Origin of the sequence: Mesorhizobium sp. M0293, from assembly GCF_040321735.1 — a bacterium.
Taxonomy (GTDB): Bacteria; Pseudomonadota; Alphaproteobacteria; order Rhizobiales; family Rhizobiaceae; genus Mesorhizobium.
Genome location: NZ_JAMYSA010000028.1, coordinates 42,997 through 67,327 on the forward strand (window position 1 = coordinate 42,997; position 24,331 = coordinate 67,327).

A 24,331-nucleotide genomic window follows, 5' to 3' on the forward strand; every position below is an offset into this window, starting at 1 on the left:
CTCGGCGTGAGGATGCAGAACGAGCCTGCCCTGCAAACGTTCCGGGTTCAGACCGCTGCGTCGCGCGATCCCTCGGACAGAAAAGTAAAGACATAGTCCGAGAACGAACGCCAGCATTCAACCCGGAAGGCATCCGGCGCATTGCGCAACAGCACGATCTCGGTCTTGCCCAGGATGGTGCGCGACGCCGCTCCGACCGGGAAGCCATCGAGCGACAGGTCCTGCGGACAGCCGGCATTGATCGTCGCCGCTGCCCCGGCTCCCGTCACGGCGATGGCGATGTTGCGATGCGAGATACCGACCGCCGAGTGCAAGGCGGTAACCCCGGCACAATCGGCCAGTGGATCCTTGCCGGCCTCATCGAGAACCAGCCATTCGTCGGGGCCGAGCCACAAGGCGGTGCGTCCGCCCTTCGAAGCGGACGTCTTCGGCGTTTTCGGCAGGGTCACGCCGAGCGCCTTGGAAAGCGCTGCAAGCGAGGCCTCCGGTGCACGCAATGAAATGCGCTCGGCCGGCGGCAGCAACTCGACCTTGACGCCGGTCGAGGCCGTGCTGCGTCCGGCCAGCGCCGGACGGCGTTCTACCGAAGGCGATGCAGCCGGTGCCGTCTTTCTTGCAGCAGCCTTAGCCATTGAGGCGCCCTCCCGTCTCGTCGAAGAACACCATGCCGGTAACCTCCACTTCGATCACCCCGTTCGGCATCGGCACATAGAGCGTGTCGCCCATGCGATCGCGGCCACCGGCGACAAGCGCCAGTGCGATCGAGCGGCCGCAGTTTTCCGACCAATAGCTCGACGTGACATGGCCGATCATCTTCATCGGGATCGCCTGCTTCGGGTCTTCGACGATCTGCGCGCCCTCTTCCAGCACCAGTTTGGGGTCCTTGGTCTTCAGGCCGACCAGTTGCTTGCGGCCCTTGGCGACCAGATCAGGCCGCGTCAAGCCGCGGATGCCGACGAAGTCCGGCTTCTTCTTGCCGACCGCCCAGTCGAGACCGGCGTCGTTCGGTGTCACCGTGCCGTCGATGTCCTGGCCGACGATGATGTAGCCCTTCTCGGCGCGCAGCACGTGCATCGCTTCGGTGCCGTAGGCGGCAGCGCCGTGCTTCTGGCCTTCCGCCCACAGCGCTTCCCAGACCGCCTGGCCATAGTCGGCCGGCACGTTGACCTCGAAGCCGCGCTCGCCGGTGAACGACATGCGGAACAGCCTGGTCGGCACGCCGCAGATCTTGCCTTCGCGCACCGACATATGCGGCAGCCCTTCGTCGGACATGTCAATGCCTTCGACCAGCGGAGCGATGATGTCGCGGGATTTCGGTCCCTGCACCGCGATGACGGCCCATTGCTCGGTGATCGAGGTCAGCCAGACATTGAGATGCGCGAACTCGGTCTGGAGATAGTCCTCCATGTGGTTCATGACGCGCGGCGCGCCGCCGGTCGTCGTCGTCACGTGGAAACGGTCCGGCGCAAGCCTGCCGACGACGCCGTCATCATAGATGAAGCCGTCTTCGCGCAGCATGATGCCATAGCGGCAGCGGCCGGGCTCCAGCTTCTCCCACGGGTTGGTGTAGAGCAGTTCCATGAACTTCGCCGCATCCGGACCGACCACTTCGATCTTGCCCAGCGTCGAGGCATCGAACAGGCCGGCCGTCTTGCGCACCGCGACGCATTCGCGGTCGACCGCGGCGTGCATGTCCTCGCCCCCCTTGGGGAAATACCAGGCGCGTTTCCACTGACCGACATCCTCGAACACGGCACCTTGCGCCTCGGCCCAGGGATGGATCGCGGTCTTGCGCGTCGGGTCGAACAGCGGACCGCGCGCATGGCTGACGATTGCGCCGAAGGTCACCGGCGTATAGGGCGCCCGGAACGTGGTCAGGCCGACTTCCGGGATAGGCTTGCCCAGTGTCTCGGCGGCAATCGCCAGGCCGTGCATGTTGGAGGTCTTGCCCTGGTCGGTCGCCATGCCGTTGGTGGTGAAGCGCTTGACGTGTTCGATCGAGCGCATGCCCTCGTGCACCGCCTGGCGGATGTCCTTGGCGGTGACGTCGTTCTGGAAGTCGACGAACGCCTTCACCGTCGTGTCCGGCCCGGCTCCGGGCGCCGCACCCAGCATGCCGCGCGACCAGCTCTCCGAGGCGTCGACCTTCGGCTTCGTACCCTTGGCGGTTTTGGCACGCGCATCCTTGGCCGCCTTAGCGCCCGCCGCATAGGCCTCGTCGATTGTTGCCGACAGCCCATCGGTGCCGTTGCAGGCGCCGACCGAGACGCAGTCCTGTGCATAGGTGCCCGGCACGAAGCGCTTGGTCTCGTCGTTGAAGGCAACCTTGCCGCGCGACTGCGAGAACAGATGCACCGACGGCGTCCAGCCGGCCGACATCAGGATCGCATCGACCGGGATGGTGCGTTCGCCGCCGCCATTCTTCGGCTGCACGGTCATCGACGACACCCTGAGCTTGCCGCCGGCGCGGATAACGGCACGGCCGAAATTGACCTCGATGCCGAGTGCCCTCGCCTCGTCGATCACCGGCCCGGTCGGGTTGTCGCGCAAATCGACGATCGCCGCCACGTTGACGCCGGCCTTCTTGAGGTCAATTGCCGCTGCATAGGCGGAATCATTGGCGGTGTAGACGCCGACATTTTTGCCGACCGCGACGCCATAGTGGTTGAGATAGGTGCGCGCCGCACCTGCCAGCATAATGCCCGGCCGGTCATTGTCGGCGAACACCATGTGGCGCTCGATGGCGCCGGAGGCCAGCACCACGCGCTTGGCCCTGACTTGCCACAGCCGCTCGCGCGCCAGATCGTGGCCGGGCGCCTTCAGATGCTCGCTGACACGTTCGACCAGCCCGACGAAATTCTGCGCGTAATAGCCGAACGCCGTCGTGCGCGAGAGCACGCGGAGATTGTCCATGGCGGCGAGCTTCGCCACCGCACCTTGAGCCCAGGCAAAGCCGTCCTGGCCGTCGATTTTCGCACCGCTCTCGAACCGCAGGCTGCCGCCGAACTCGGCCTGTTCGTCGGCAAGGATGACGCGCACGCCGGTCTCGGCTGCGGCAAGCGCCGCCGCGATGCCGGCAGCACCGCCGCCCAGCACCAGCACGTCGCAATGCGCATAGCGCGACGAATAATGGTCGGGATCCGGCTGGTCCGGGGAAACGCCAAGGCCAGCCGCGGCGCGGATCTTGGGCTCGTACAGGCTCTTCCATGCAGCCTTCGGCCACATGAACGTCTTGTAGTAAAAGCCGGCCGAAAACAGCGGCGAAGCAATGTCGTTGACCGCGCCGACGTCGAAGGACAGCGACGGCCAGCGGTTCTGCGACTGTGCGTCAAGCCCGTCATACAGCTCCTGCACCGTGGCCCGCACGTTCGGCGTCCTGCGTGCCGCGTCGCGCCTGATCTCGACCAGCGCGTTCGGTTCCTCGGCGCCCGCCGACAGGATGCCGCGCGGACGATGGTACTTGAACGAGCGGCCGACAAGATGGACGCCATTGGCGAGCAGCGCCGAGGCCAGCGTGTCGCCCTCGATGCCGGCATAGGACTGACCGTCGAAGCTGAAGCGCGCGGTCTTGGCCTGCTTGAAGCGGCCGGCTCCGGGAATGCGGTACGCGCCGCTCATTTGGCAACCACTTCGTTGGAGTTTTTGGGCAGCTTGGACGGTTTCGGCTCGCCGGCCTTGTAGGTCATGACGAACTTGTCGGTGACGGTGTCGCGTACGGCGTTGAAGAAGCGCGCGCAGCCATGCATGTGCCGCCAGCGCTCATAGATGATGCCCTTGGGGTTCGAGCGAATGAAGAAGAACTTTTCGAAATCGTCATCGCTCTCGCCGGCCATGTTGGCCGAGCGCGCGATATGCGCCTCGCCGGCATTGCGGAACTCGAGTTCCGGGCGCTCTTCCTCGCAATAGGGGCAGCGGATGAGAAGCATTGTCGTGGTTCCTACAATTCGCCGTGGCCGACGCGGGCGCCCGCCGGTTGATCGCAAAGCTTCTGTCCCAACGTCGCGAACGGCGCGACGAGCCGGATGCGCTCCTCCACGCTTGCGGCGGGACGAAACAGATCGCGAGACGCCATGTTGCCGAGGGTCAGTTGCATCGGATCGGTGGTGACGATCACCTGGCGTGGCGTGAACGTCTCGTCCTCGTCGAGCCCTTCGGGTCGTCCCTCGAAGAACATCACCACCTTCTGGCCGCCGCTCCAGACGCAGGCCAGCATGCCCTCGTCGACGGAAAACGGCCAGTTGGCCTCGTTCCCGGCACGGCTGATCGGCTGCGTGCGCACTTCGTCCGCCGACGGAAAATGGAACATGCCCCGTTCTCCCGCCAGCACTTGTTCCCCCGCCAGCATCAGCGGCATCGCGACAGCCATCTGCGCCATCATCAGTGCGCCACCGCCGCCGCTGCCGCCTCGTCGATGAGGCGGCCGGTGCGGAAGCGCTCGATGGTGAAGGGCGCGTTGATCGGGTGCGGATCGTCCCTGGCGATGGTGTGGGCAAAGACATGGCCCGAGCCCGGCGTTGCCTTGAAGCCACCCGTGCCCCAGCCGCAATTGACGTAGAGGCCGGGCACCGGCGTCTTGGCCAGGATCGGCGAGCGGTCCGGCGTCACATCGACGATGCCGCCCCACGAGCGCAGCATCTTCATGCGCGTGAAGATCGGGAACATCTCGCAGATGGCGTCCAGCGTATGCTGCAATATGTGCAGGCCGCCGGTCTGCGAATAGGAAACATACTGGTCGGTGCCGGCGCCGATCACCAGTTCGCCCTTGTCGGATTGCGAGATATAGGCGTGCACCGTGTTCGACATCACCACGCAAGGCACCACCGGCTTGACCGGCTCCGACACCAGCGCCTGCAACGGATAGCTCTCCAGCGGCATGCGCACGCCGGCCATGTTCATGATGACCGAGGAATGGCCGGCGGCAACGACGCCGACCTTCTTGGCGCCGATGAAGCCGCGCGTCGTGTCGACGCCCATGACCGCGCCATTGGCGGCCCGCTTGACGCCGGTGACTTCGCAGTTCTGGATGATGTGGACGCCGCGCGCCGAAGCGCCGCGCGCATAGCCCCAGGCGACCGCATCGTGGCGCGCCGTACCGCCGCGCCGCTGCAAGGCAGCGCCGACGACCGGATAGCGCGCGTCCTTGGAGGTGTTGAGCGGCGGGCAGAATTCCTTCGCCTGCTCCGGCGTCAGCCATTCATTGTCGATGCCGTTCAGCCGGTTGGCGTGCACGTGGCGCTTCAGCACCTGGATATCGTGAACATTGTGCGCGAGCATCATGACGCCGCGCGCCGAATACATGACGTTGTAGTTGAGCTCCTGGCTCAGCCCATCCCACAGCTTCAGCGCGTGGTCGTAGATGCCGGCGCTCTCGTCATAGAGATAGTTGGAGCGGATGATGGTGGTGTTGCGGCCGGTGTTGCCGCCACCGAGCCAGCCCTTTTCCAGCACCGCGACATTGGTGATGCCGTGCACCGTGGCGAGATAGTAGGCTGTGGCCAGGCCATGGCCGCCGGCCCCGACGATGATGACGTCGTATTCCTTCTTGGGCTCAGGCGAGGACCACTGCTCCTCCCAGCCCTTGTGGCCGCGCATGGCCTCGCGGGCGATGGCGAATACCGAATATTTCTTCAACGTCCCAGCCTCTCGCCAAAAGGTCTCGCGAATAGCGGCCGGGCGTTCATTCGATCCCGGCGCGCGAGGTGTATCACTAGCGAAACAGCGCTTCCACCCTTGCGCTGTTTGCGACGGCGCTTGCCGTTTTGCGCCGTAGTGAAAAAGACGCATGCACTCTGGCTCCTATGAGAGCCTTCAGTCAGATTGTCTGTGACGGAAATCCAGAGGACGATCATGGGCAATGCCTGGTGGAACTTGACGTTGCGCTTCCTGCTGGAGCTTGCCGCCTTGCTTGGCGTCGGCATTGCAGGTTGGAGCTTGTCCGACGGATGGTGGCGCTGGGTCCCTGCACTGGCCTTGCCGTTCATCGCGGCTGTGCTGTGGGGGACCTTCGCGGTGCTCAACGACCCAAGCCTGTCGGGCCGCGCACCGGTGCCTGTGCCCGGCGCGGTGCGGCTGGTGCTCGAACTGGTCATCCTGTTCGGCGGTGCTGCGGGATTCTATGTCGCCGGCTACACGACAACGGGCACCATCGTCGCCCTGCTCATCGCCATCAGCTACGCATTTTCGCTCGATCGGCTCGGTTGGCTGCTGAGGCAATAGTTCGAACGACGCGGCCTTCGCAGGTATCGGGTGGCTCCGACCCGCCCCATTTGCGACCAAGCATCCAATTGCCGGCAGAGCTGGCGCGAAGCAAAGGATGCAGAAAATGTTCGCACTCACCAACAAGATCGCCATCGTCACCGGCGCCAGTTCCGGCATCGGCCGCGCCACGGCAAAACTCTTCGCCGAGGAAGGCGCCAAGGTCATCGTCGCCGCCCGCCGGCAGGCCGAGCTTGATGCACTTGTCGCCGAGATCGCGGACGCCGATGGCGCGGCAATCGCCCTTGCCGGCGATGTCCGCGACGAAGCCTATGCAAAGGCCCTTGTCGACCTGGCGGTCGAAAAGTTCGGTGGGCTCGACATCGCCTTCAACAATGCCGGTGCTGTTGGCCAGATGGGACCGATTTCGGACCTGCCGCTGGAGGGCTGGCGCGAGACGCTCGACACCAACCTCACGAGCGCCTTTCTCGGTGCGAAATACCAGGTGCCGGCGATGATCGATCGCGGCGGCGGTTCACTGATCTTCACCTCCACCTTCGTCGGCCACACCGTGGGCATGCCTGGCATGACCAGCTATGCCGCGAGCAAGGCCGGGCTCATCGGGCTGACGCAGGTGCTGGCCGCCGAATACGGCCCAAAAGGCGTGCGGGTCAACGCGCTGCTGCCCGGCGGTACCGACACGCCGGCAGCGACCTTCAAGACTCCGGAATCGCGGGCATTCGTGGAGGGGCTGCATGCGCTGAAGCGTGTCGCGGTGCCCGAGGAGATCGCCCGTTCGGCGCTCTACCTCGCCTCCGACGCCTCGAGCTTCACCACCGGAACGGCACTGCTGGCCGACGGCGGCGTGTCGATCAACCGGACGTGACGGGTTTTCGCGGCCAAGACGCATGTTCATAGCCGCAACGCGGGCGGCCGGTCTTGCTTTTTCTGCGCGATTTGGCGATGCCGTTTCCTGTCGAAACGGTCTTCTTGTCAAAACCGGTCCTGCAACCATGATGCTGATCAGAACCTATGTGGCTGCGAGCGCAATCGAAGGTGTCGGCGTGTTCGCCGCCGAGCCGATCAGGAGAGGCGCGTCGATCTGGCGGCTCGATCCCGATTTCGACCGGCTGATCCCGATGGATAAATACGAGGCGGCACCCTCGCATCTCAGGGAATTGCTGGACCGCTATGCCTATCCGAGCCCAGACCGGCCGGGTTTCATGGTCTATGAAGTCGACAATGGGCGCTTCATGAACCATTCCGGCAACCCGAACACGGACTTTTCGCAGTATGGCGGGGCCACTGCGACCCGCGACATCGCCGAGGGCGAGGAGATCACCTGCGACTACGGTGAATTCTTCGAGGATTTCGAGCGGCTTCACCTGGCGACGGCGTAGTCGACCCCTTATCTTGATCTCTGGCAAACCGGCTGCGGTTTAGCGCTCGAAGTTCATTTCGACTGTGGACAGCGCGGCATGATTCTGCTATCAGCCGCCCGAATTCGTGGTGTAAACCGCCGCGGAGGCTAGTGGCTATGGCCACTTGCCTGTTGATATCAAACCCGAAAGACAGGATTGCCCGTGCAGGTACTCGTCCGCGACAATAACGTTGATCAGGCGCTTCGCGCTCTCAAGAAGAAGATGCAGCGCGAAGGCATTTTCCGCGAAATGAAGATGCGCGGTCACTACGAGAAGCCGTCCGAGAAGCGCGCCCGTGAAAAGGCTGAAGCCGTCCGCCGCGCCCGCAAGCTGGCCCGCAAGCGCGCCCAGCGCGAAGGCCTGCTGCCGATGACGCCGCGCCCGGTTGCTGCTGGCGCCGCCGGTGGTGCAGGTGGCGCTCCGCGTCCGCCGCGGTTCTAACGCCAATTTTTCGTCCTTTTCGAAGGATATCAGAGGTGGCGCGATGCGGAATCGCCGCCACCTTTTTGTTTTGGTTGTGACCCGGCCCGGAGGGGGGGAACCGGACCAGAGCGACGCGGCTTGAAGTGAGGACAGGGCAGACATGAACGCAACAAGCGTGGAGCGCGGGACCGCATTGCGTGGTTTCGCCCTGACAGTGGCCCTACTCTCCGGACTGGCGCTTGCCGGCTGCCAGACGTCAGGCCCGACCGGCGAATTCAACAACATCGACAAGGCGCAGGGGTCGAGCGAGAACATCTCGTCGCTGTCGGCAGTTATCCAGCGAAATCCCCAGGATCCTGAAGCCTACAACGTGCGTGGCTCGGCCTATGGCCGCGGCGGCCAGTACCAGGCGGCGCTCAAGGATTTCAACCAGGCCATCCAGCTCAATCCGAATTTCTACCAGGCCTATTCGAACCGCGCGCTCATCCAGCGCTTCCTCGGCAACCAGGAAGCCGCGCTCGCGGACTACAACCGCTCGATCCAGATCAATTCAAATTATGACGCCGCCTATATCGGCCGTGGCAATCTCTACCGCAAGGCAGGTCGCACCCAGGACGCTTTCAACGACTTCCAGAAGGCGATCCAGCTCGACACGACCGACGCGCGTGCCTACCACAATCGTGGCCTGATCTATCAGAGCCAGGGCCAGCACAAGTTCGCCATCGAAGACTTCTCGACCGCCATCTCGCTGGCGCCGGACGCCGCCGAGCCCTACAATGGCCGTGGTCTCTCCTATCTGGCGACCAACGACGAAGACAACGCCTTCTCCGACTTCAACATGGCGATCAAGCTCGACGGCAAGAATGCCGAGGCCTGGTCCAACCAGGCGCTGATCTATGAGCGGCGCGGCGACAAGGCGAAGGCCGCGAAATCCTATAAGGAAGCCGTTCGCCTCGACCCGACCTACCAGCCGGCCAAGGATGGCCTCGCCCGCGTCAGCTAATCGATTTCGGCAAGCATTCCCACACAATCTGCGTGGCATCCAGGTGCTGCGGCGTCCCTTTGCGTGTCCGAAAAGACGCACTCCGGCAACCGTGCGTTAACCCCGGCAGCCAGGGATTGACCCGTGCCTTGTTCGCGCCAAGTTTTCAGCGGAACGGTCTGCCCACCCAATCCGTTATCAAAAAGTTATTTGCGAAAGGACCTCCCATGATCAAGAAACTCGCCTGCGCCGCAGTCCTCGCCATGACGGCGTTTGCCGTCGCCCCGGCCAGCGCCGGCAAGCTGCAACTCGGCACGCTAGACTGCACCATCGACGGCGGCACCGCCTACATCGTCGCCTCCAACAAGGGCGTGTCCTGCGTCTTCCGCCCCCATCATCAGGGACCGTCCGAGGTTTACACCGGCGTGATCTCCAAGATCGGCCTCGATGTCGGCAAGACGCATCAGGGCCAGCTCGTCTGGGCCGTGCTGGCGGCAACGCGTGATCGTGACGCGGGCGACCTCGCCGGCAGCTATTACGGCGTCAACGCCGAGGCGAGCGTGGTGACCGGCGGCGGCGCCAATCTGCTGGTCGGCGGACTGGACAGCGCCTTCATGCTGGAGCCGCTCAGCGTCCAGGCGCAGACCGGCGTCAACCTTGCCGTGGCCGTGACCTCGCTCCAGCTCATCCACTCGTTCAAGTAAACGCATGGAGCCATGCGCTCCATGCCCCCCTCACCCCGCGGCGCGGAACCAGATAGGATGGTTCCGCGCCGTTTGGTTTTTGAGGGGACCGCCATGCCGAAGACAGCCATCGCCGCTGCCGTGATCGCCACTGTGCTTGCCGGCGCGGCGCGAGCCCAGGACCAGGGCATAGAACTCGGTACGCTTGATTGCGCCATCGGCGGCGGCACCGGCTTCATCTTCGACTCGAGCAAGGATCTGAGCTGCACCTTCAACCCCGCCGACAAGAGCTTCGCGCCGGAAGCCTATTTCGGCGCGGTCAACAAATACGGCCTCGATATCGGCACGACGAAGCAGACGGTCATGCAGTGGATCGTGCTGACGCCGCTGAAGAACATTTATGCGCCGGGCGCGTTGGCCGGTGACTATATCGGCGCCAGCGCCGAGGTGACGGCGGCCGTCGGCGCCGGCGCCAATCTGCTGGTCGGCGGCTCTTCGCAGGCCTTCACCTTGCAGCCACTCAGCCTGCAGACGCAGACCGGCATGAACCTTGCGATCGGCGTCAGCCAGTTTCAGTTGCGCAGCACCGAGAATTGATCGCGCCACCGGACCGCATCCCGAAAAAATTCGCTTGAGCTCAACCCTGGTTGAGGTTTTACAAGCCTGCCCCGACCGGAGCAGCGCGCTCGATGCGGCGCGCGATACACGCTCCTGCCTGCGCATGGTCCTGCCGGAAACCCGGACTGGCTTCTGGCGTCCTGCGCTGGCCTCAAGATATGGAAGGCAGGGGTGGAAATGACCGAAATCAGCACAAACAAGGTCGACTGGCGCATATTGTGGGCGAGCGGCGACCTGGCGCGCTTCTGCTTCATCAGCCTCGGCATCCTGCTGCACGCCACCAACGAAACGATGGTGGCAACGGTGATGCCGGCCATGGTCGGCGAACTGGCCGGCGTGCAGCTCGTCGGCTGGTCGCTGGCGATCTACGAACTCGGCGCCATCGTCGCCGGCGCGGCCGCCGGTCGGCTGGTGAGCTATGTTCCGTTGCGCACCAACATGGTTGTCGCAGCGCTGCTTTATGCAGCCGGAGCGCTGATCTGCGCCACCTCGCCTTCCATGCAACTCTTCCTTGCTGGCCGGCTGATTGAGGGGCTTGGTGGCGGGGCGCTGGTGTCGCTGGCCTTCGTGTCGGTCGAGCGGCTGTTCTCGCGCGCCATCTGGCCGCAGCTTTTCGGCATCATGTCGGCGATCTGGGGCGTAGCCGCCTTCAGCGGACCGTTGCTCGGCGCGATCATGACCGAGCTTCTGTCATGGCGCTGGGCCTTCGGCATCTTCACCCTCGGCGGTACCGCCATGGCGCTGGCAAGCTTCATCGTGCTGAACACGCCGGAAGCGACGAAGCCCAAGGCAAGCACAGGCAGGGCGCCGCCCTTCCCGTTCGCGGCCCTTGCCTGCCTTGCCGTCGCCGTGGTGCTGATCGCCTCGGCCGGCGTCGATATCGCCTTGCTGCGTTCCTCGCTGCTGATGGCCCTCGGGCTGGTCGGCCTGGTGCTGTTTTTCACCATCGACGCGCTGAAGCCGCGCTCGCGGCTGTTCCCGGCACGGCTGTTCTCGTGGCGCACGCCGGTCGGCGCCGGCATGACCATGGTCGCCGCCTTTTCGGTCGCGACCTGTTCCTTCGGCGTCTACGGGCCGCTGCTGCTGACCAGCCTGCACGACATTCCGCTGCTGACCACCGGCTACATCATCGCCGCCGAATCGATCGCCTGGTCGATCCTGTCGATCCTCGTCGCCCATGCGCCGCCGCGGCGCGAGCGGCTGAGCCGCGTTGGTGGTGCGGTGATGATCGCGGCCGGCATAGCCGGCGTCGCCTACACGATACCGCTGGGCTCCATTCCGCTGATCCTGATCTGCGCCCTGCTGCAAGGCGGCGGCTTCGGCGTGGCCTGGCCCTTCCTGACGCGCGTCATCGTCGCCTCCGCGCCGGAGGGCGAGCAGACCATCGCCTCGGCGGCGGTGCCGACCATGCAGCGTATCGGCTATGCGGTTGGTGCCGCACTTGCCGGCATCGTCGCCAACGCCAGCGGCTTTTCGCAAGGTTTGAACCACGACGCGGCGGCGAATGTCGCGTCCTGGCTGTTTCTTGCCTTCGTGCCGATCGGCATTGTTGGCTGCCTTGCGGCCTTCCGGGCATCCACGCCCTTCGGTCAGCCGCGGGAAGCGATCGGCTAGAGCGTTTTCATGCTTTGAGAGAACCGTGGGACCCCCAAATCAGCGATTCAAGATGCTGGCTGGATTGGAGGCGCCGCGCGTACCGCCTTCTTAAGAACATCGCAGGGCGTTTACTAGCGCAGTTAGTGCAGCAGGCTGATGCTTGCGACTGGGGTAATACATGAAGAAGCCGGGAATAGAGGGCGTCCAGTTCTCCAGCACTCGAATGAGGCGGTGCTCAGCAACATGTTCCGCAACCTGCTCTTCATATGCGAGCCCAAGGCCGGCTCCGGTGAGCGCCGCCTGAATCACTAGGTTGGTATCGTCGATTATCAGCGGGCCATTCACACCGATTGTGATCGCCTTGCGTCCGTGCTCGAACTCCCACCGATACGGACCGCTCGGAAGACGCAGGTTTAGACATCGATGATCATTTAGATCCTTGGGCTGCCGAGGAATGCTTCGTGACGCAAAATAGCCAGGCGATCCCACTACCGCCAAACGCAACTCCTGCGTGACGCGCATCGCGATCATATCTTTTTGAATATACTCGCCGAGTTGAATGCCAGCATCGAACTCGCCCGCGACGATGTCTACGGGACCAGTGACAGTGACGACGTCAAGGACGACGTCAGGGTAAGCCTCGGCGAATGCTGCGAGCCTCGGCAACAACACCATCTCCGCAGCCGACCGTGACATTACAATTTTAAGGCGTCCCACAGGTCGGTGGCGAACGCTTCGGGCCTTGTCTAGCGCACGAGTAATTTGCTCAAGCGCCGGAGCCAGGTCCTTCAAAAGAGCGGCGCCCGCAGCGGTTGGCGCTACACTCTTGGTAGTCCGAGCAAGAAGCTGGAGCTCGAGTCGCTGCTCAAGTCTGCGGATCGTGTGGCTCAGGGCGGATTGGGAGACGCCCAGCTTCGCTGCGGCACGTGTAAAACTTCGCTCACTAGCGACGATTGCGAACGTAGCGAGTTCATTCAGTTCATTTCCCATGATTTATGAATTCCGTTCATGACTGCATGCTGTGCAACATAACTAGTCTCATAAGCGCTTTCGTCCTAGGTTTGACCGACAGAAAGTCGGCTCGTAGCCGGCTTGCCTGGCGCTCGATGCGGGATTGCGGCACGGGTGGAATAGTTGGACGTAACAACGAGGTGGCCCGTGGATACCGATGTTCGTGCTTTGCGCACCCTGGCGCAGACCTATTTTGACGCCGCCTATGAAATGGATGCCGAGAAATTTGCATCCATATTTCATCCCTCGAGCTCCGTGACGAAGGTCGCCGACGACGGTGATGTCGGCGTGACGCCGATTGCAACGTGGTTAGCAGTGGTGCGCAACACGAAAGCGCCAAAACAACAGGGCGCGGAGCGTGACGACGAGATCCTATCAATAGACGTCGAAAGAGACCTCGCGCTTCTGAAGGTGAAATTGCAGGTACCGCCACGTCGCTTCACGGACCTCCTGTCATGCTTAAAGGTCAACGGGACCTGGAAGATCGTTCAGAAGGTGATGACTTCGAAAACGTAACGGCTTCAGTGCTGTAGTAGAAAATTGAATCGCTCCGCTTGGCAGGTTACCCGTGAAATTTCTGTCTCAAAGCGCCAACACCATGGCCTGCGCTTCGGGTTCATCGAAGGTTTGGTCGCTCTCCGACGGATATGTCGACCTGCCGGCCCAATTGCTCATCTATCCGAAAGACAAAGTATGTACGCAGGTAGTATCGCCTCAGCGGGAAGACACGCTCGTTCGCCTGTCGGTCAACTGCTTCCTACTCGATCGCGTTGGCAGCGACCGCGTCTTGATAGATTGTGGAGCGGGGGGAAGCTGGGATCCGACCATGGGCCACCTCGAGGAGGCCATGTGCGAGGCAGGCGTCGACACATCATCCATTACTGTGGTCGCGCTCACCCATGCTCATGGCGACCACATCAACGGTCTTGTTACCCCTGACGGGCGGCGGGCATTTAGAAACTTGAGCAAGATCGTGATTGGGGAGGACGCGGTTGAGGATTTCCTCGCAGAGCCACGACTGGCGGATTTTCGGCCACTCCTGGCCCCAATCAGCGCAGGAGGCCGGCTGGACGATCATTTGCTGGCGGTGGCGATACCCGGGCATGCTCCGGGCCATATGGGTTATCTCCTCAGCACAGGCGAGGACGATATCTTATTCTGCGGCGACCTGATCCACGTTCCTGCTGCACAGTTTGCCCGTCCCGAGCTTACTTGGGCCTACGACGCTGACCAGTCCATAGCGAGGGCTAGCCGGATCAAGCTGCTCCAGGACGCAGCTGGTACACATACTTGGCTGGCCGGCGCTCACCTAGGACGACCAGGCATCGGCAGAATAGTCAAGGAGGGGCATGGATATGCGTTTATCTCGGCGGTATGATTGCAACCCGCCAAGAGAAATGCGCTTTTGCAACAGTTAGATAGTGGGAATTACGGAATTCCTCCTGCACATATCTTGGCCGCTTACTCGACCTCGCGCAGACGATAGCCCACACCGGTCTCGGTGGTGATGTAGCGCGGCTGGTCGGGGGTCTTCTCGATCTTCTGCCTGAGCTGCCGGACATAGACCCTGAGATACTGCACGTCGGTCGAATCGCCCCAGACCTGCTTCAACAGGAAATGGTGGGTCAGCACCTTGCCGGCGTACTGCACGAGGATGCGCAGGATGTCGTATTCCTTTGGCGAGAGCTTTACGTCCTGACCCTCGACCTTGACAATGCGTTTGACCAGATCGACGGACAGGTCGCCGGTCTGGAAAACAGGTTTCTCGCCCTGTTGCTGGAATTTGTGCCGCAGCGCCACACGGATGCGTGCAATCAGTTCGTTCATGCCGAACGGCTTGGTGACATAGTCGTCGGCGCCGAGTTCCAGAGCCTGGACGATGCCGGCCTCGTCGGTGCGGCTGGACAGGATGACCACCGGAATGTCGAGGCCGTCGTCGCGCCATTTGCGCAACAGCTCATGGCCGCTCATGCCGGGAAGCCCAAGGTCGAGCAGGACGAGGTCTGGCTTGTCCGCCTCCATCAGCTCGATCGCCGCTTTGGCGTTCGGCGCTTCGCTGATCGCGTAGCCCTGGCTGCCGAGCCCGACGCGAAGCAGCTTGCGGATCGGCGGCTCGTCATCGACGACCAGTATCCTGACGTTCGAGTTTGTCATGCCAAGTCACCCACATCGTCCGTATTCGAGGCGTCGAAATTGGGCGGGTTTGCCGGCTTCGGCATCTTGATGGTGAAGACCGCGCCCGAACGATCTGTCCGGTTTGCAGCCGCGATCATGCCACCCATCGCCTCGATGAAACCGCGGCAGATCGAGAGCCCGAGCCCGGTGCCGGCACGGACCTGATCGCGCTTGCGCACCCGGTAGAAGGTGTCGAAAATCCGTTCCAGATCGCCGGGGGGAATGCCCGGCCCCTCATCCATGATCTGCAGGATGACCGAGCCATTGTCGGTCCAGCCTTGCACGCGGATCGTCGAGCCGGCCGGCGCGTATTTCGCCGCATTGTCGAGGAGATTGAACAGTGCCTGCTCGAACAGCACCGGGTCGACCTTCAACATCGGCAAATCCCTAGGGATGTCCGTCTCGATCTTGTGCTCGCCGATGATTTTCCTGGCCCGCTGCAAGGCGGAGCCGACGATGTCGCCGACATAGTGGAAGGCAAAGTTCGGCTCCATCGCGCCGGACTCGATCTTGGTCATGTCGAGCAGATTGGCGATGAAGCGGTTCAGCCGCTCGGATTCGTCGAGCACGGTCGACAAAAGCTCCGCCCGGTCCTGTTCGGGAAGTGCTGGTGCGAATTCCCGCAGCGTGCCGGCCGCACCCATGATGGCGGCGAGCGGCGTCTTCAAATCATGCGAGATGGAGGTGAGCAGCGCCGAACGCAGCCTGTCCGCCTCGGCCGCGAGCTTGGCGCGGTCGACATCGGCGACCAGTTGAATACGCTCGATGGCGACTGCGGCCTGGTCGGCCAGCGCATCGAGCAGGCGCTGCTGCTCAGGCGTCAGCAGCGGTCCTTGCTTGTCATTGTCGAGGCCAACGACGCCAATTGCCGTGCGCCCGGTTCGCAAGGGAAGATAGAGGCGCTTGGCGCCGGGAAGCGTGTCGGCGCCGCGACCCGCGGCACGGTTGTGCTCCCAGGCCCAGCGGGCGGCGGCGATGTCGGCTTCGGCCAATGTGTCGTCTGGCGGATAGCCGGCCTTGACGGTGATCGTTCCGTCCTCGGGCAAAAGCAGCACCACCCGCAGCTTCAGCATCGAGGCGATCTGGAAAGCGGTTGCCCAGAGAACGTCGTCGAGCGTGCCGGCACCGGCAAGCTTCTTCGAAAAGAGGTAGATGTCCTCGGTGGCCCGCGCCCGTGAGCGGGCGGCGACCGCCTGGCGCTGCACGCGAGCCGTCAGATTGCTGGCAATGACGGCGACAACCAGGAACACGCCAAGCGCAACAATGCTTTCCGGATCCCGGATGGTGAGCGTGTAGCGCGGTTCCAGGAAGAAATAGTTGAAGGCAAGGGCGCTGACGAAACAGGCATACAGAGCCGGCCACAGGCCACCGGTCACCGCCGATGCCAGCACCGCGATGAGAAAGATGATCGCCAGATTGCGAACGTCGAGAAACTGGTCGAGAAGGACGGCGAAGGCGAGCGAGCCCATGAGATAGGCCGTGGCCTTGAGATAGGGCCAGATCTCGAACTGCCACTGTTCGTCCGCCGCCTTGACGCTCCTCGACGCCGCCTCGCTGCTGCGTTCGTTTCCCGAAATGACATGGACGCTGATGTCACCGGCATTGCGGATGAGATCATAGGTGAGCGAACCTTCGATCAATTCCCGCCAGCGCGACCGGGTCGGCCTGCCGACCACGATATGGGTGAAGTTGTTTGCCGTCGCATAACGCACGATGTCCTGCGCCACATTCTGGCCCGGTATGGTCGTCACCTCGGCGCCAAGCTGCTGGGCGAGGCGCAGGTTGTTTGCGAGCCGGTCCTTGTCCTCCTCGGGCATACTGGCCAAGCGCGGGCTATCGACATGCAGCGCCGTCCACGGGGCGCGGAGCCGGTCGGCCAGCCTGCGTGCATAGCGCACGCGGGCCGCGCCTCCCGGGCGCGTGTCGAGGCAGACGAGGACCCTTTCCCCGGCAGCCCATGGTCCGGGAATAGCATGGGCCTGCATGTGGATCAGCAACTGGTCGTCGACGCGCTGCGCGGTGCGGCGCAGCGCCAGTTCCCTGAGCGCCGTCAGATTGCCTGATGAGAAATAGTTTTCGATGGCGCGCTGGGCGGTGTTGGGGAAATAGACCTTGCCTTCCTCGAGCCGCTTGATCAGGTCGTCGGGAGTGAGATCGATGATCTCGACATCGTCGGCCTGGTCGATGATGGAATCGGGAACCGTCTCGCGGACCCTGACCTTGGTGATCTGGGCGACGACGTCGTTCAGGCTTTCGACATGCTGGATGTTGAGCGTCGTGTAGACGTCGATGCCTTGCGTCAGGATTTCCTGGACGTCGAGATAGCGCTTGGGATGACGGCTGCCGGGTGCGTTGGTGTGGGCGAGTTCGTCGACGAGAACCAGCGCCGGGCGCCGAGCTATGATGGCATCGATATCCATCTCGTCGAGGATGCGCCCCTTGTAGTCGACCTTGCGGCGCGCAATGACCTCGTAACCCTCGACCAGGGCCAGCGTTTCCTTGCGGCCATGCGTCTCGACGATGCCGATGATCACGTCCACGCCGTCGGCCAGCCTGGCGCGGCCAGACATCAGCATTTCGTAGGTCTTGCCGACGCCCGGTGCCGCGCCGAGGAATATCCGCAGACGGCCGCGCCCTTCCCGCTCGGCATGATCGAGCAGTGCGTCGGGAGAAGGTCTGGTGTCGTTGCTTCTGTCGTCCGGCATCATTATCGATCATGGATGGAGCCGGGGATACTGTCGATCCCCGGCCCGAGCCATTCACTATTTCGCGGCGTCAAGCGCAAGATTGAGACCCAGCACATTGACCACCGGTTCGCCCATGAAGCCGAGCTCCCTGCCCTCGACACGGGCGTCGACCAGCGCCTTGATCCTGGCCTCGTCGATCCCCCTGGCCTTGGCCACCCTTGCGACCTGGAAGTACGCGGCTTCTGGGCTGATGTCAGGATCGAGGCCGCTGCCGGACGTCGTCACCAGGTCGATCGGCACGGGCTGGTTCGGATTCTCCGCTTTCAGCTTTTCCGCATCGCCCTTGATACGGTCGATCAGCTTGGGATTGGTCGGGCCGAAATTGCTGCCGCTCGAGGCGGCAGCGTTGTAGCCGTCGCCGGCGGCCGAGGGGCGGCCGTGGAAATAACGGTCGCTGGCAAAGCCCTGGCCGATCAGTTCGGAGCCGATGACCTTGCCGTCCTTCTCGATCAGGCTGCCATTGGCCTGGCGCGGGAACAGCGCCTGGGCGATGCCGGTCATGCCCAAGGGATAGATCAGGCCAGTCAGCACCGTGAAGAAGACGATCATGACGATCGCGGGTCTTATCTGGGTGAGCATGGGGATATTTCCTCAGAGCAATTCCAGGAAAAGTGTGAAACGGTTTTCCGCCCGGAATTGCGTTAAAACAAAGAATTAAGCGAGGCCGAGTGAGGTGACGATCATGTCGATCGCCTTGATGCCGACGAAGGGGACGATGATGCCGCCGAGGCCGTAGACGAGCAGGTTGCGGCTGAGCAGCGCGCCGGCGCCGATGGCACGGTATTTGACGCCTTTCAGCGACAGCGGGATCAGTGCGATGATGATCAGCGCGTTGAAGATGATGGCCGACAGGATGGCGCTCTGCGGTGTCGCCAGATGCATGACGTTGAGCGCCTGCAACGGGCCGGTCGTCTGTCCCGGCGCGATGTAGAAGGCAGCGAACATCGCCGGGATGATGGCGAAATACTTGGCCACGTCGTTGGCGATGGAGAAGGTCGTCAGCGAGCCTCGCGTCATCAGCAGCGCCTTGCCGATCTCGACGATCTCGATGAGTTTGGTCGGATCGCTGTCGAGGTCGACCATGTTGCCGGCCTCGCGCGCGGCGACCGTGCCGGTGTTCATGGCGACGCCGACATCGGCCTGGGCAAGGGCCGGCGCATCGTTGGTGCCGTCGCCACACATGGCGACCAGCTTGCCCTTGGCCTGCTCATCGCGGATCAGCTTCAGCTTGTCTTCGGGCGTTGCCTGGGCGAGGAAGTCGTCGACGCCGGCTTCCGCGGCAATGGCTGCCGCCGTCATCGGATTGTCGCCGGTGATCATCACCGTGCGGATGCCCATCTTGCGCAATTCGGCGAAGCGCTCCCTGATGCCGCCCTTGACGATATCCTTGAGATGGACGACGCCGAGCAGGCGCCCGTCGCGCTCGACCGCCAGCGGCGTGCCGCCCGATTTGGCGATCTCGTCGGCGATCGCCTGGAGATCCCTGACGGTATCGCTGCCGGGCCGCGTGGTGTGGGCCGCGACCGTCGACTGGCTGACATGGGCGAGCACGGAATCGACCGCGCCCTTGCGCACCGAGGAGCCGTCGATGTCGACGCCGCTCATGCGGGTCTGCGCGGTGAAAGGCACGAAGGTGGCGTGCAACGTCGCCATGTCGCGGGCGCGGATGGCGTATTTCTCCTTGGCCAGCACAACGATCGAGCGGCCTTCCGGCGTTTCGTCGGCAAGCGAAGCAAGCTGCGCCGCGTCGGCCAGCTCCTGCTCGGTGACGCCCTTGACCGGACGGAACTCGGTCGCCTGGCGATTGCCGAGCGTGATCGTGCCAGTCTTGTCGAGCAGCAGCGTGTCGACGTCGCCGGCCGCCTCGACGGCGCGGCCCGACATGGCCAGCACGTTGAAGCGCACCAGGCGGTCCATGCCGGCGATGCCGATGGCCGACAGCAGCGCCCCGATGGTGGTCGGGATCAAGGTGACGAACAGGGCGACGAGCACCGTGACCGAGATATAGCCGCCCGAATAAGTCGCAAAACTCGGGATCGTTGCGGTGGCAAGCACGAAGATCAGCGTCATGCCGACGAGCAGGATGTTGAGTGCGATCTCGTTCGGCGTCTTCTGGCGCTCCGCACCTTCGACCAGCGAAATCATCCGGTCGAGGAAGGTGTGGCCGGAAGCCGCCGTGATGCGCACGCGGATCCAGTCGGACAAAACCTGCGTGCCGCCGGTGACCGCCGAACGGTCGCCACCGGATTCTCGGATGACCGGCGCGGACTCGCCCGTGATCGCCGCCTCGTTGACCGAAGCGACGCCTTCGATCACCTCGCCGTCGGACGGGATGATATCGCCGGCTTCGACCAGCACCGCATCGCCGACCTTCAGGCTGGTGCCGGGCACGAGTTTGTATTTCGTGCGGTCTTCGCCGGTCAGAAGCTTGGCCTGGGTTTCGGTGCGCGCCTTGCGCAGCGAATCCGCCTGCGCCTTGCCCCGGCCCTCGGCGACGGCTTCGGCGAAATTGGCGAACAGCACGGTGAACCACAGCCAGATGATGATCTGCAGCGTGAAGCCGAGATTGCCGCCGCCGGTGACCAGATCCTTGACGAACAGCACCGTGGTGAGCGCCGAGACGACGGCGACGACGAACATCACCGGGTTCCTGGCCAGCGTGCGCGGGTCGAGCTTGCGGAAGGCGCCGCCGATGGCGGGAAGCAAGATGCGGGCATCCATGATGCTTGCTGATTTCGAGTGGCTCATTTTGAAGCTCCGGCTTCGGTGTTGTTGGACGGCACCCGATGATCGGATGCCGAAAAGAAGTGCGGCGGCCCGTAGGCCAGCAACCAGAGGACGAGCATGACTGCCGCAAGACCGAGAAACGTCGACAGGGTCGGGAAAGGAGGAGGTCTCTCCTCCTTCCCGTGATCGTCCCTGTGGCTGATCTTGCGACGCATGGAGCTGAACCAGGACATATCATTGATCCAGATTCGGGCGGTCTCAGAAGGTCTGCCCGTGAATGCCAGCCAAGTGCTCGATGATCGGCCCGACGGCGAGCGCCGGGAAGAAGGTCAGGCCACCGACGATGAGAATGACGCCGACCAGCAGCCCAACGAACAGCGGGCCATCGGTCGGGAAGGTGCCGGCGGAAGCCGGAACCGTCTTCTTCGCCACCAGCGAGCCGGCAATGGCCAGCGCCGGGATGATCACCAGGAAGCGGCCCATCAGCATGCCGATGCCGATGGTGATGTTGTACCAGGGCGTGTTGCCGCTGAGGCCGCCAAAGGCCGAACCGTTATTGGCCGCGCCCGACGTGTAGGCATAGAGAACCTCGGAGAAGCCGTGCGGGCCGGCATTGCCCATCGACGCAACACCGGTCGGCAGCACGACCGCGATGGCGGTGAATATCAGCATCGCCAGCGGCAGGCACAGGATAGCCAGCATCGCCATCTTGACCTCCTTGGCCTCGACCTTCTTGCCGAGATATTCGGGCGTGCGGCCAACCATCAGGCCGGCGACGAAGACGGCGATGACGATGTACATCAGGATGCCGTAGAGACCAGCGCCGACACCGCCGACAATGACTTCGCCAAGCTGCATGTTGATGATCGGGATCATGCCGCCGAGCGCGGTGAAAGAACCATGCATGGCGTTGACCGCGCCGCACGAAGCGGCCGTGGTGATGACGGCAAACAGCGCCGACAGGGCGATGCCGAAGCGCGTCTCCTTGCCTTCCATGTTGCCACCGTCGATGCCCAGCGCGTGCACCAGCGGGTTGCCGGCGGCTTCCGCCCAATAGCAGACGATGACGCCGGCGATGAACATGACGCCCATGGCCGACAGGATCGCCCAGCCTTGGCGCTGGTTGCCGATCATGCGGCCGAAGACGTTGGTCAAGGCAGCGCCGATGGCGAAGATCGAAACCATCTGGATCAGGTTGGAGATCGCATCGGGGTTCTCGAACGGATGCGCGGCATTGGCGTTGAAGAAGCCGCCGCCATTGGTGCCGAGCATCTTGATGGCCACCTGCGAGGCGACCGGGCCGACGGCGATGGTCTGCTGCGCACCTTCGAGCGTGGTGGCATTGACATAGGCGCCAAGCGTCTGCGGCATGCCGAGCCAGACATAGACCAGTGTCAGCACGATGCAGAACGGCAGCAGCACATAAAGCGTGGAACGGGTCATATCGACCCAGAAATTGCCGATCGACTTGCCGGAAGCGCGGGCAAAGCCGCGGATCAACGCAATGGCGATGGCAATGCCGGTGGCGGCCGAAACGAAATTCTGCACCGTCAGGCCGGCCATCTGCACGAGGTAGGACATCGTGCTCTCGCCGCCGTAGTTCTGCCAGTTGGTATTGGTCATGAAGCTGGCGGCGGTGTTGAAGGCCAGACCTGGTTCAACCGCGGTCATGCCGGCCGGATTGTAGGGCAGGCTTCCCTGTAGGCGCTGCAGGACATAGAGCACCAGGAAGCCGGCAAGATTGAAGAGCAGCAAAGCCACCGCATAGGTGGTCCAGTGCTGTTCCTCGCGTTCGTTGGTTCCGCAAACGCGGTAGAGCCCGCGCTCGAGCGGGCCGAAGACTGGCGAAAGCAGCGTGCGGTCGCCGTTGAAGACGCGGTGCATGTAGCCGCCGAGCGGCTTCACCAGCAAAATGATGATCCCGCAAAAGACCAGGATCTGTATCCAACCGTTCAGTGTCATGGCTGTGGCTTTCCGTGCCTTCAGAAGCGTTCTGGACGAACGAGCGCGTAGGTCAGGTAAGCGAGCAGGAACAAGGTCACGCCACCACCGAGGATGTAATCGAAAAGCATGGTTCGATCCTTAAGCTCAAATTCTGTCGCAGGCTTTGACATAGGCGAAGAACAGGGCGAAAAACAAAACCCCGATCCCGAGAACAATGACGTCCATTGTGTTTGTTCCTTGCGCATATCTGTACTTTGCGCCCTTGACGAAAAGGTTCGCAAAATCGTGAAAACGGCCCGCCACGCATTTTGTCACTGGCGAAACCGGTTGTGTTTTCTGAAGGGGAATATGGACCCTATCGCCATAAACGTTCGAGACGGGGCGGGGTGGAAAGAAATAGGAATTTCATAAAGGTTTTGGCCTGGCGACCATCCAAGGCGCCGCTGTCGGTGCGTCGTGCCCGTTCTACGGGCTGACCGTCACGCCGGCCATGCGGGCATCATCGTGGGGCTTTCTGTGGTCGGGATGTGGCTTTTACCCACGACGATGGGGAGGCGCCGCCATTGCTGAACGGCTTTGGCCGGCATTCCAATATCGTTCTGGATTCCTACCGCATCCGCGGCCCATTCCCGCATTTCCGGGGAAGCATCGCTGGACTTGAGTATCGACACTGCCAGCGCTGCCATATCGGCCGGCGGTTTTTGGTTGGCGGCCATATAAGCCATATAGGCGAAATAGCCGACTGTGACGGCACACCCTATCGAACGATGTACTGCTCGCAGCCAGTGGGCTGGACGGGACGTAGCGGTTGAATTGATATTTACCGAAGCTGGATCTTGATTGCCGCCTTGAGGGTCACGCCTTCTTCACGAACTCGGTTTTGAGCACCAGGCCCTTCACTTGCTTGGTGTTGCATTCGATCTCGCCGGGATTGCCGTTGAGGCGAATGTTCTTCACCAACGTGCCCCGCTTGATCGTCTCCGAAGTGCCTTTGACTTTGAGGTCCTTGATAAGCGTGACGGAATCGCCGTCATTCAATTGAGCGCCATTGCTGTCGCGCACGATTACATCGTTTGGCATGCCGTCTCCTGTGATTTGGATCACCACTACCAGATCGCGCAAGAATTCCAAAACAGCTCGTGGACGGTCTTTTCATAGGATTATCCAATGATCAATCGACGCGCTTCGCGGCGATTGCATCTCCAAGGCGTTCGAAAATTGCCAGCTGCCTTTCCAGCACCGCGATCACGCAAACAAGGCCGATGGTCATCATGCCCCCATACCGGGCACCGATCATCCTGGCACCCCGTACGCAATGATATCAGATGTGCCATTTTTGAAGTTTCTGGCGGAGAGAGCGGGATTCGAACCCGCGTTACGGTCTCCCGTAAACACACTTTCCAGGCGTGCGCCTTCAACCACTCGGCCACCTCTCCGTCCATGCATGTCGCGCCGGCCGGTTTCGCCACGCGGGTTGGGGAGATGCACCTCCCTTGGGGCAAGGCGGAACTTCCGCCATCGGCGTCGCCAACCAGCAGACGCCTTTCCCCACACCTGAGCCGTCGAAGCAACAGGCGCGGGGCTCATCTAGTCGATCCGGCGGCGAATGCCAAGCCATAACGGCAGTCTATTCGCTTTGCCGGCCATACAGCGTTTCGGCAGGCCGGCGGCGCCCCGGTTTTTAAGGCGCCACCGCCGTAATGGTGTGCACAGGCAAGGCCACGAGGCCAGGGGAATCGCTTCAGGTTAACGTTGATTTTTGACGGATGAGATTTTCGAGATAATCGGCGTTGAGATTGGCGAGTTTTC

General features: G+C 62.8%; 25 protein-coding genes and 1 tRNA gene. 10 read left to right on the forward strand and 16 right to left on the reverse strand.

Annotation, left to right across the window (positions count from 1 at the left end; translation table 11 throughout):
* Positions 1-47: 47 nt before the first annotated feature.
* Genes NKJ06_RS13200 through NKJ06_RS13220 form a run of 5 tightly spaced genes read right to left on the reverse strand, consistent with a single transcriptional unit; the run spans position 48 to position 5,631 of the window.
* A complete protein-coding gene (locus NKJ06_RS13200) occupies positions 48-632 on the reverse strand; it encodes a sarcosine oxidase subunit gamma (protein ID WP_352809960.1) in 585 nt (194 codons plus the stop codon).
* The gene (locus NKJ06_RS13205; protein ID WP_352632716.1) at positions 625-3,618 is read right to left on the reverse strand and encodes a sarcosine oxidase subunit alpha; all 2,994 of its coding nucleotides are present in this window, start codon (positions 3,616-3,618) and stop codon (positions 625-627) included. The genes NKJ06_RS13200 and NKJ06_RS13205 overlap by 8 nt, the downstream gene beginning before the upstream one ends.
* The gene (locus NKJ06_RS13210; RefSeq protein ID WP_023759679.1) at positions 3,615-3,926 is read right to left on the reverse strand and encodes a sarcosine oxidase subunit delta; all 312 of its coding nucleotides are present in this window, start codon (positions 3,924-3,926) and stop codon (positions 3,615-3,617) included. The genes NKJ06_RS13205 and NKJ06_RS13210 overlap by 4 nt, the downstream gene beginning before the upstream one ends.
* A gap of 11 nt (positions 3,927-3,937) precedes the next feature.
* On the reverse strand, positions 3,938-4,378 hold the full coding sequence (locus NKJ06_RS13215; RefSeq protein ID WP_352632715.1) for a hypothetical protein: 441 nt from the start codon (positions 4,376-4,378) through the stop codon (positions 3,938-3,940).
* Entirely contained in the window at positions 4,378-5,631 is a 1,254-nt protein-coding gene (locus NKJ06_RS13220; RefSeq protein WP_184876774.1) for a sarcosine oxidase subunit beta, read from the reverse strand. Before NKJ06_RS13220 ends, NKJ06_RS13215 begins: the two co-directional genes overlap by 1 nt.
* Positions 5,632-5,823: 192 nt before the next feature.
* Between NKJ06_RS13220 and NKJ06_RS13225 the strand changes: the two genes are divergently transcribed.
* The 8 genes from NKJ06_RS13225 to NKJ06_RS13260 all read left to right on the forward strand — a co-directional run bounded on the left by NKJ06_RS13225 (position 5,824) and on the right by NKJ06_RS13260 (position 11,936).
* Positions 5,824-6,216, forward strand: a complete 393-nt coding sequence (locus tag NKJ06_RS13225; RefSeq protein WP_352632773.1) for a YrdB family protein — start codon at positions 5,824-5,826, stop codon at positions 6,214-6,216.
* A gap of 106 nt (positions 6,217-6,322) precedes the next feature.
* Positions 6,323-7,081 carry an SDR family oxidoreductase gene (locus tag NKJ06_RS13230; protein WP_352632714.1) on the forward strand — a complete coding sequence of 253 codons (759 nt, stop codon included), beginning with the start codon at positions 6,323-6,325 and terminating at the stop codon, positions 7,079-7,081.
* Positions 7,082-7,208: 127 nt separating this feature from the next.
* Positions 7,209-7,595 (forward strand): SET domain-containing protein, encoded by a 387-nt coding sequence (locus tag NKJ06_RS13235; RefSeq protein ID WP_352632713.1) that lies wholly within the window; start codon positions 7,209-7,211, stop codon positions 7,593-7,595.
* 183 nt (positions 7,596-7,778) lie between these two features.
* Entirely contained in the window at positions 7,779-8,057 is a 279-nt protein-coding gene (gene rpsU, locus NKJ06_RS13240; protein ID WP_023810129.1) for a 30S ribosomal protein S21, read from the forward strand.
* Between the two features lie 142 nt (positions 8,058-8,199).
* Positions 8,200-9,042: a tetratricopeptide repeat protein gene (locus NKJ06_RS13245; RefSeq protein WP_352632712.1), complete on the forward strand. Its 843-nt coding sequence runs from the start codon at positions 8,200-8,202 to the stop codon at positions 9,040-9,042.
* Positions 9,043-9,248: 206 nt separating this feature from the next.
* A complete protein-coding gene (locus tag NKJ06_RS13250) occupies positions 9,249-9,725 on the forward strand; it encodes a DUF992 domain-containing protein (protein ID WP_352632711.1) in 477 nt (158 codons plus the stop codon).
* 93 nt (positions 9,726-9,818) lie between these two features.
* Positions 9,819-10,301 carry a DUF992 domain-containing protein gene (locus NKJ06_RS13255; RefSeq protein ID WP_352632710.1) on the forward strand — a complete coding sequence of 161 codons (483 nt, stop codon included), beginning with the start codon at positions 9,819-9,821 and terminating at the stop codon, positions 10,299-10,301.
* A gap of 198 nt (positions 10,302-10,499) precedes the next feature.
* A complete protein-coding gene (locus NKJ06_RS13260) occupies positions 10,500-11,936 on the forward strand; it encodes an MFS transporter (RefSeq protein ID WP_352809961.1) in 1,437 nt (478 codons plus the stop codon).
* 90 nt (positions 11,937-12,026) lie between these two features.
* Here the strand turns inward: NKJ06_RS13260 and NKJ06_RS13265 are convergent, their stop codons facing one another.
* Positions 12,027-12,908: a LysR substrate-binding domain-containing protein gene (locus NKJ06_RS13265; RefSeq protein WP_352632708.1), complete on the reverse strand. Its 882-nt coding sequence runs from the start codon at positions 12,906-12,908 to the stop codon at positions 12,027-12,029.
* A gap of 168 nt (positions 12,909-13,076) precedes the next feature.
* Here NKJ06_RS13265 and NKJ06_RS13270 point away from each other — a divergent pair, with 168 nt between their 5' ends.
* Both NKJ06_RS13270 and NKJ06_RS13275 read left to right on the forward strand, forming a co-directional pair.
* Complete coding sequence (locus NKJ06_RS13270; RefSeq protein WP_352632707.1) at positions 13,077-13,445, forward strand: nuclear transport factor 2 family protein; 369 nt, start codon at positions 13,077-13,079, stop codon at positions 13,443-13,445.
* A gap of 52 nt (positions 13,446-13,497) precedes the next feature.
* Complete coding sequence (locus NKJ06_RS13275) at positions 13,498-14,307, forward strand: MBL fold metallo-hydrolase (protein WP_352632706.1); 810 nt, start codon at positions 13,498-13,500, stop codon at positions 14,305-14,307.
* Positions 14,308-14,390: 83 nt separating this feature from the next.
* Here NKJ06_RS13275 and NKJ06_RS13280 read toward each other — a convergent pair whose 3' ends face one another.
* The 10 genes from NKJ06_RS13280 to NKJ06_RS13325 all read right to left on the reverse strand — a co-directional run bounded on the left by NKJ06_RS13280 (position 14,391) and on the right by NKJ06_RS13325 (position 23,958).
* Positions 14,391-15,083 carry a response regulator transcription factor gene (locus tag NKJ06_RS13280; protein WP_352632705.1) on the reverse strand — a complete coding sequence of 231 codons (693 nt, stop codon included), beginning with the start codon at positions 15,081-15,083 and terminating at the stop codon, positions 14,391-14,393.
* On the reverse strand, positions 15,080-17,809 hold the full coding sequence (locus NKJ06_RS13285) for a DUF4118 domain-containing protein (RefSeq protein ID WP_352632704.1): 2,730 nt from the start codon (positions 17,807-17,809) through the stop codon (positions 15,080-15,082). Before NKJ06_RS13285 ends, NKJ06_RS13280 begins: the two co-directional genes overlap by 4 nt.
* 57 nt (positions 17,810-17,866) lie before the next feature.
* On the reverse strand, positions 17,867-18,430 hold the full coding sequence (gene kdpC, locus NKJ06_RS13290) for a potassium-transporting ATPase subunit KdpC (RefSeq protein ID WP_352809962.1): 564 nt from the start codon (positions 18,428-18,430) through the stop codon (positions 17,867-17,869).
* A gap of 75 nt (positions 18,431-18,505) precedes the next feature.
* A complete protein-coding gene (gene kdpB / locus NKJ06_RS13295) occupies positions 18,506-20,599 on the reverse strand; it encodes a potassium-transporting ATPase subunit KdpB (protein ID WP_352809963.1) in 2,094 nt (697 codons plus the stop codon).
* Complete coding sequence (locus NKJ06_RS13300; RefSeq protein WP_352809964.1) at positions 20,596-20,811, reverse strand: hypothetical protein; 216 nt, start codon at positions 20,809-20,811, stop codon at positions 20,596-20,598. Before NKJ06_RS13300 ends, kdpB begins: the two co-directional genes overlap by 4 nt.
* A gap of 25 nt (positions 20,812-20,836) precedes the next feature.
* The gene (kdpA, locus tag NKJ06_RS13305; protein ID WP_352809965.1) at positions 20,837-22,540 is read right to left on the reverse strand and encodes a potassium-transporting ATPase subunit KdpA; all 1,704 of its coding nucleotides are present in this window, start codon (positions 22,538-22,540) and stop codon (positions 20,837-20,839) included.
* Positions 22,541-22,560: 20 nt separating this feature from the next.
* A complete protein-coding gene (gene kdpF / locus NKJ06_RS13310; protein ID WP_019861144.1) occupies positions 22,561-22,650 on the reverse strand; it encodes a K(+)-transporting ATPase subunit F in 90 nt (29 codons plus the stop codon).
* Between the two features lie 351 nt (positions 22,651-23,001).
* Positions 23,002-23,247 (reverse strand): hypothetical protein, encoded by a 246-nt coding sequence (locus NKJ06_RS13315; protein WP_352809966.1) that lies wholly within the window; start codon positions 23,245-23,247, stop codon positions 23,002-23,004.
* A 130-nt stretch (positions 23,248-23,377) separates the two neighbouring features.
* Positions 23,378-23,602 carry an alkylphosphonate utilization protein gene (locus NKJ06_RS13320; RefSeq protein WP_352809967.1) on the reverse strand — a complete coding sequence of 75 codons (225 nt, stop codon included), beginning with the start codon at positions 23,600-23,602 and terminating at the stop codon, positions 23,378-23,380.
* Between the two features lie 266 nt (positions 23,603-23,868).
* Positions 23,869-23,958: transfer RNA gene (locus NKJ06_RS13325), tRNA-Ser, on the reverse strand.
* Positions 23,959-24,331: the final 373 nt, after the last annotated feature.

Excerpts from the sequence above, each read along its gene's own strand:
- NKJ06_RS13260 (WP_352809961.1), top strand. The coding sequence starts at position 10,500 with ATGACCGAAATCAGCACAAACAAGGTCGACTGGCGCATATTGTGGGCG.
- NKJ06_RS13235 (WP_352632713.1), top strand. The coding sequence starts at position 7,209 with ATGATGCTGATCAGAACCTATGTGGCTGCGAGCGCAATCGAAGGTGTC.
- NKJ06_RS13215 (WP_352632715.1), bottom strand. The coding sequence starts at position 4,378 with ATGATGGCGCAGATGGCTGTCGCGATGCCGCTGATGCTGGCGGGGGAA.
- NKJ06_RS13320 (WP_352809967.1), bottom strand. The coding sequence starts at position 23,602 with ATGCCAAACGATGTAATCGTGCGCGACAGCAATGGCGCTCAATTGAAT.
- kdpC (WP_352809962.1), bottom strand. The coding sequence starts at position 18,430 with ATGCTCACCCAGATAAGACCCGCGATCGTCATGATCGTCTTCTTCACG.
- NKJ06_RS13230 (WP_352632714.1), top strand. The coding sequence starts at position 6,323 with ATGTTCGCACTCACCAACAAGATCGCCATCGTCACCGGCGCCAGTTCC.
- NKJ06_RS13255 (WP_352632710.1), top strand. The coding sequence starts at position 9,819 with ATGCCGAAGACAGCCATCGCCGCTGCCGTGATCGCCACTGTGCTTGCC.
- NKJ06_RS13315 (WP_352809966.1), bottom strand. The coding sequence starts at position 23,247 with ATGGCTTATATGGCCGCCAACCAAAAACCGCCGGCCGATATGGCAGCG.
- NKJ06_RS13300 (WP_352809964.1), bottom strand. The coding sequence starts at position 20,811 with ATGTCCTGGTTCAGCTCCATGCGTCGCAAGATCAGCCACAGGGACGAT.
- NKJ06_RS13265 (WP_352632708.1), bottom strand. The coding sequence starts at position 12,908 with ATGGGAAATGAACTGAATGAACTCGCTACGTTCGCAATCGTCGCTAGT.
- kdpB (WP_352809963.1), bottom strand. The coding sequence starts at position 20,599 with ATGAGCCACTCGAAATCAGCAAGCATCATGGATGCCCGCATCTTGCTT.
- NKJ06_RS13280 (WP_352632705.1), bottom strand. The coding sequence starts at position 15,083 with ATGACAAACTCGAACGTCAGGATACTGGTCGTCGATGACGAGCCGCCG.
- NKJ06_RS13205 (WP_352632716.1), bottom strand. The coding sequence starts at position 3,618 with ATGAGCGGCGCGTACCGCATTCCCGGAGCCGGCCGCTTCAAGCAGGCC.
- NKJ06_RS13245 (WP_352632712.1), top strand. The coding sequence starts at position 8,200 with ATGAACGCAACAAGCGTGGAGCGCGGGACCGCATTGCGTGGTTTCGCC.
- NKJ06_RS13250 (WP_352632711.1), top strand. The coding sequence starts at position 9,249 with ATGATCAAGAAACTCGCCTGCGCCGCAGTCCTCGCCATGACGGCGTTT.
- kdpF (WP_019861144.1), bottom strand. The coding sequence starts at position 22,650 with ATGCTTTTCGATTACATCCTCGGTGGTGGCGTGACCTTGTTCCTGCTC.
- NKJ06_RS13210 (WP_023759679.1), bottom strand. The coding sequence starts at position 3,926 with ATGCTTCTCATCCGCTGCCCCTATTGCGAGGAAGAGCGCCCGGAACTC.
- NKJ06_RS13285 (WP_352632704.1), bottom strand. The coding sequence starts at position 17,809 with ATGCCGGACGACAGAAGCAACGACACCAGACCTTCTCCCGACGCACTG.
- kdpA (WP_352809965.1), bottom strand. The coding sequence starts at position 22,540 with ATGACACTGAACGGTTGGATACAGATCCTGGTCTTTTGCGGGATCATC.
- NKJ06_RS13200 (WP_352809960.1), bottom strand. The coding sequence starts at position 632 with ATGGCTAAGGCTGCTGCAAGAAAGACGGCACCGGCTGCATCGCCTTCG.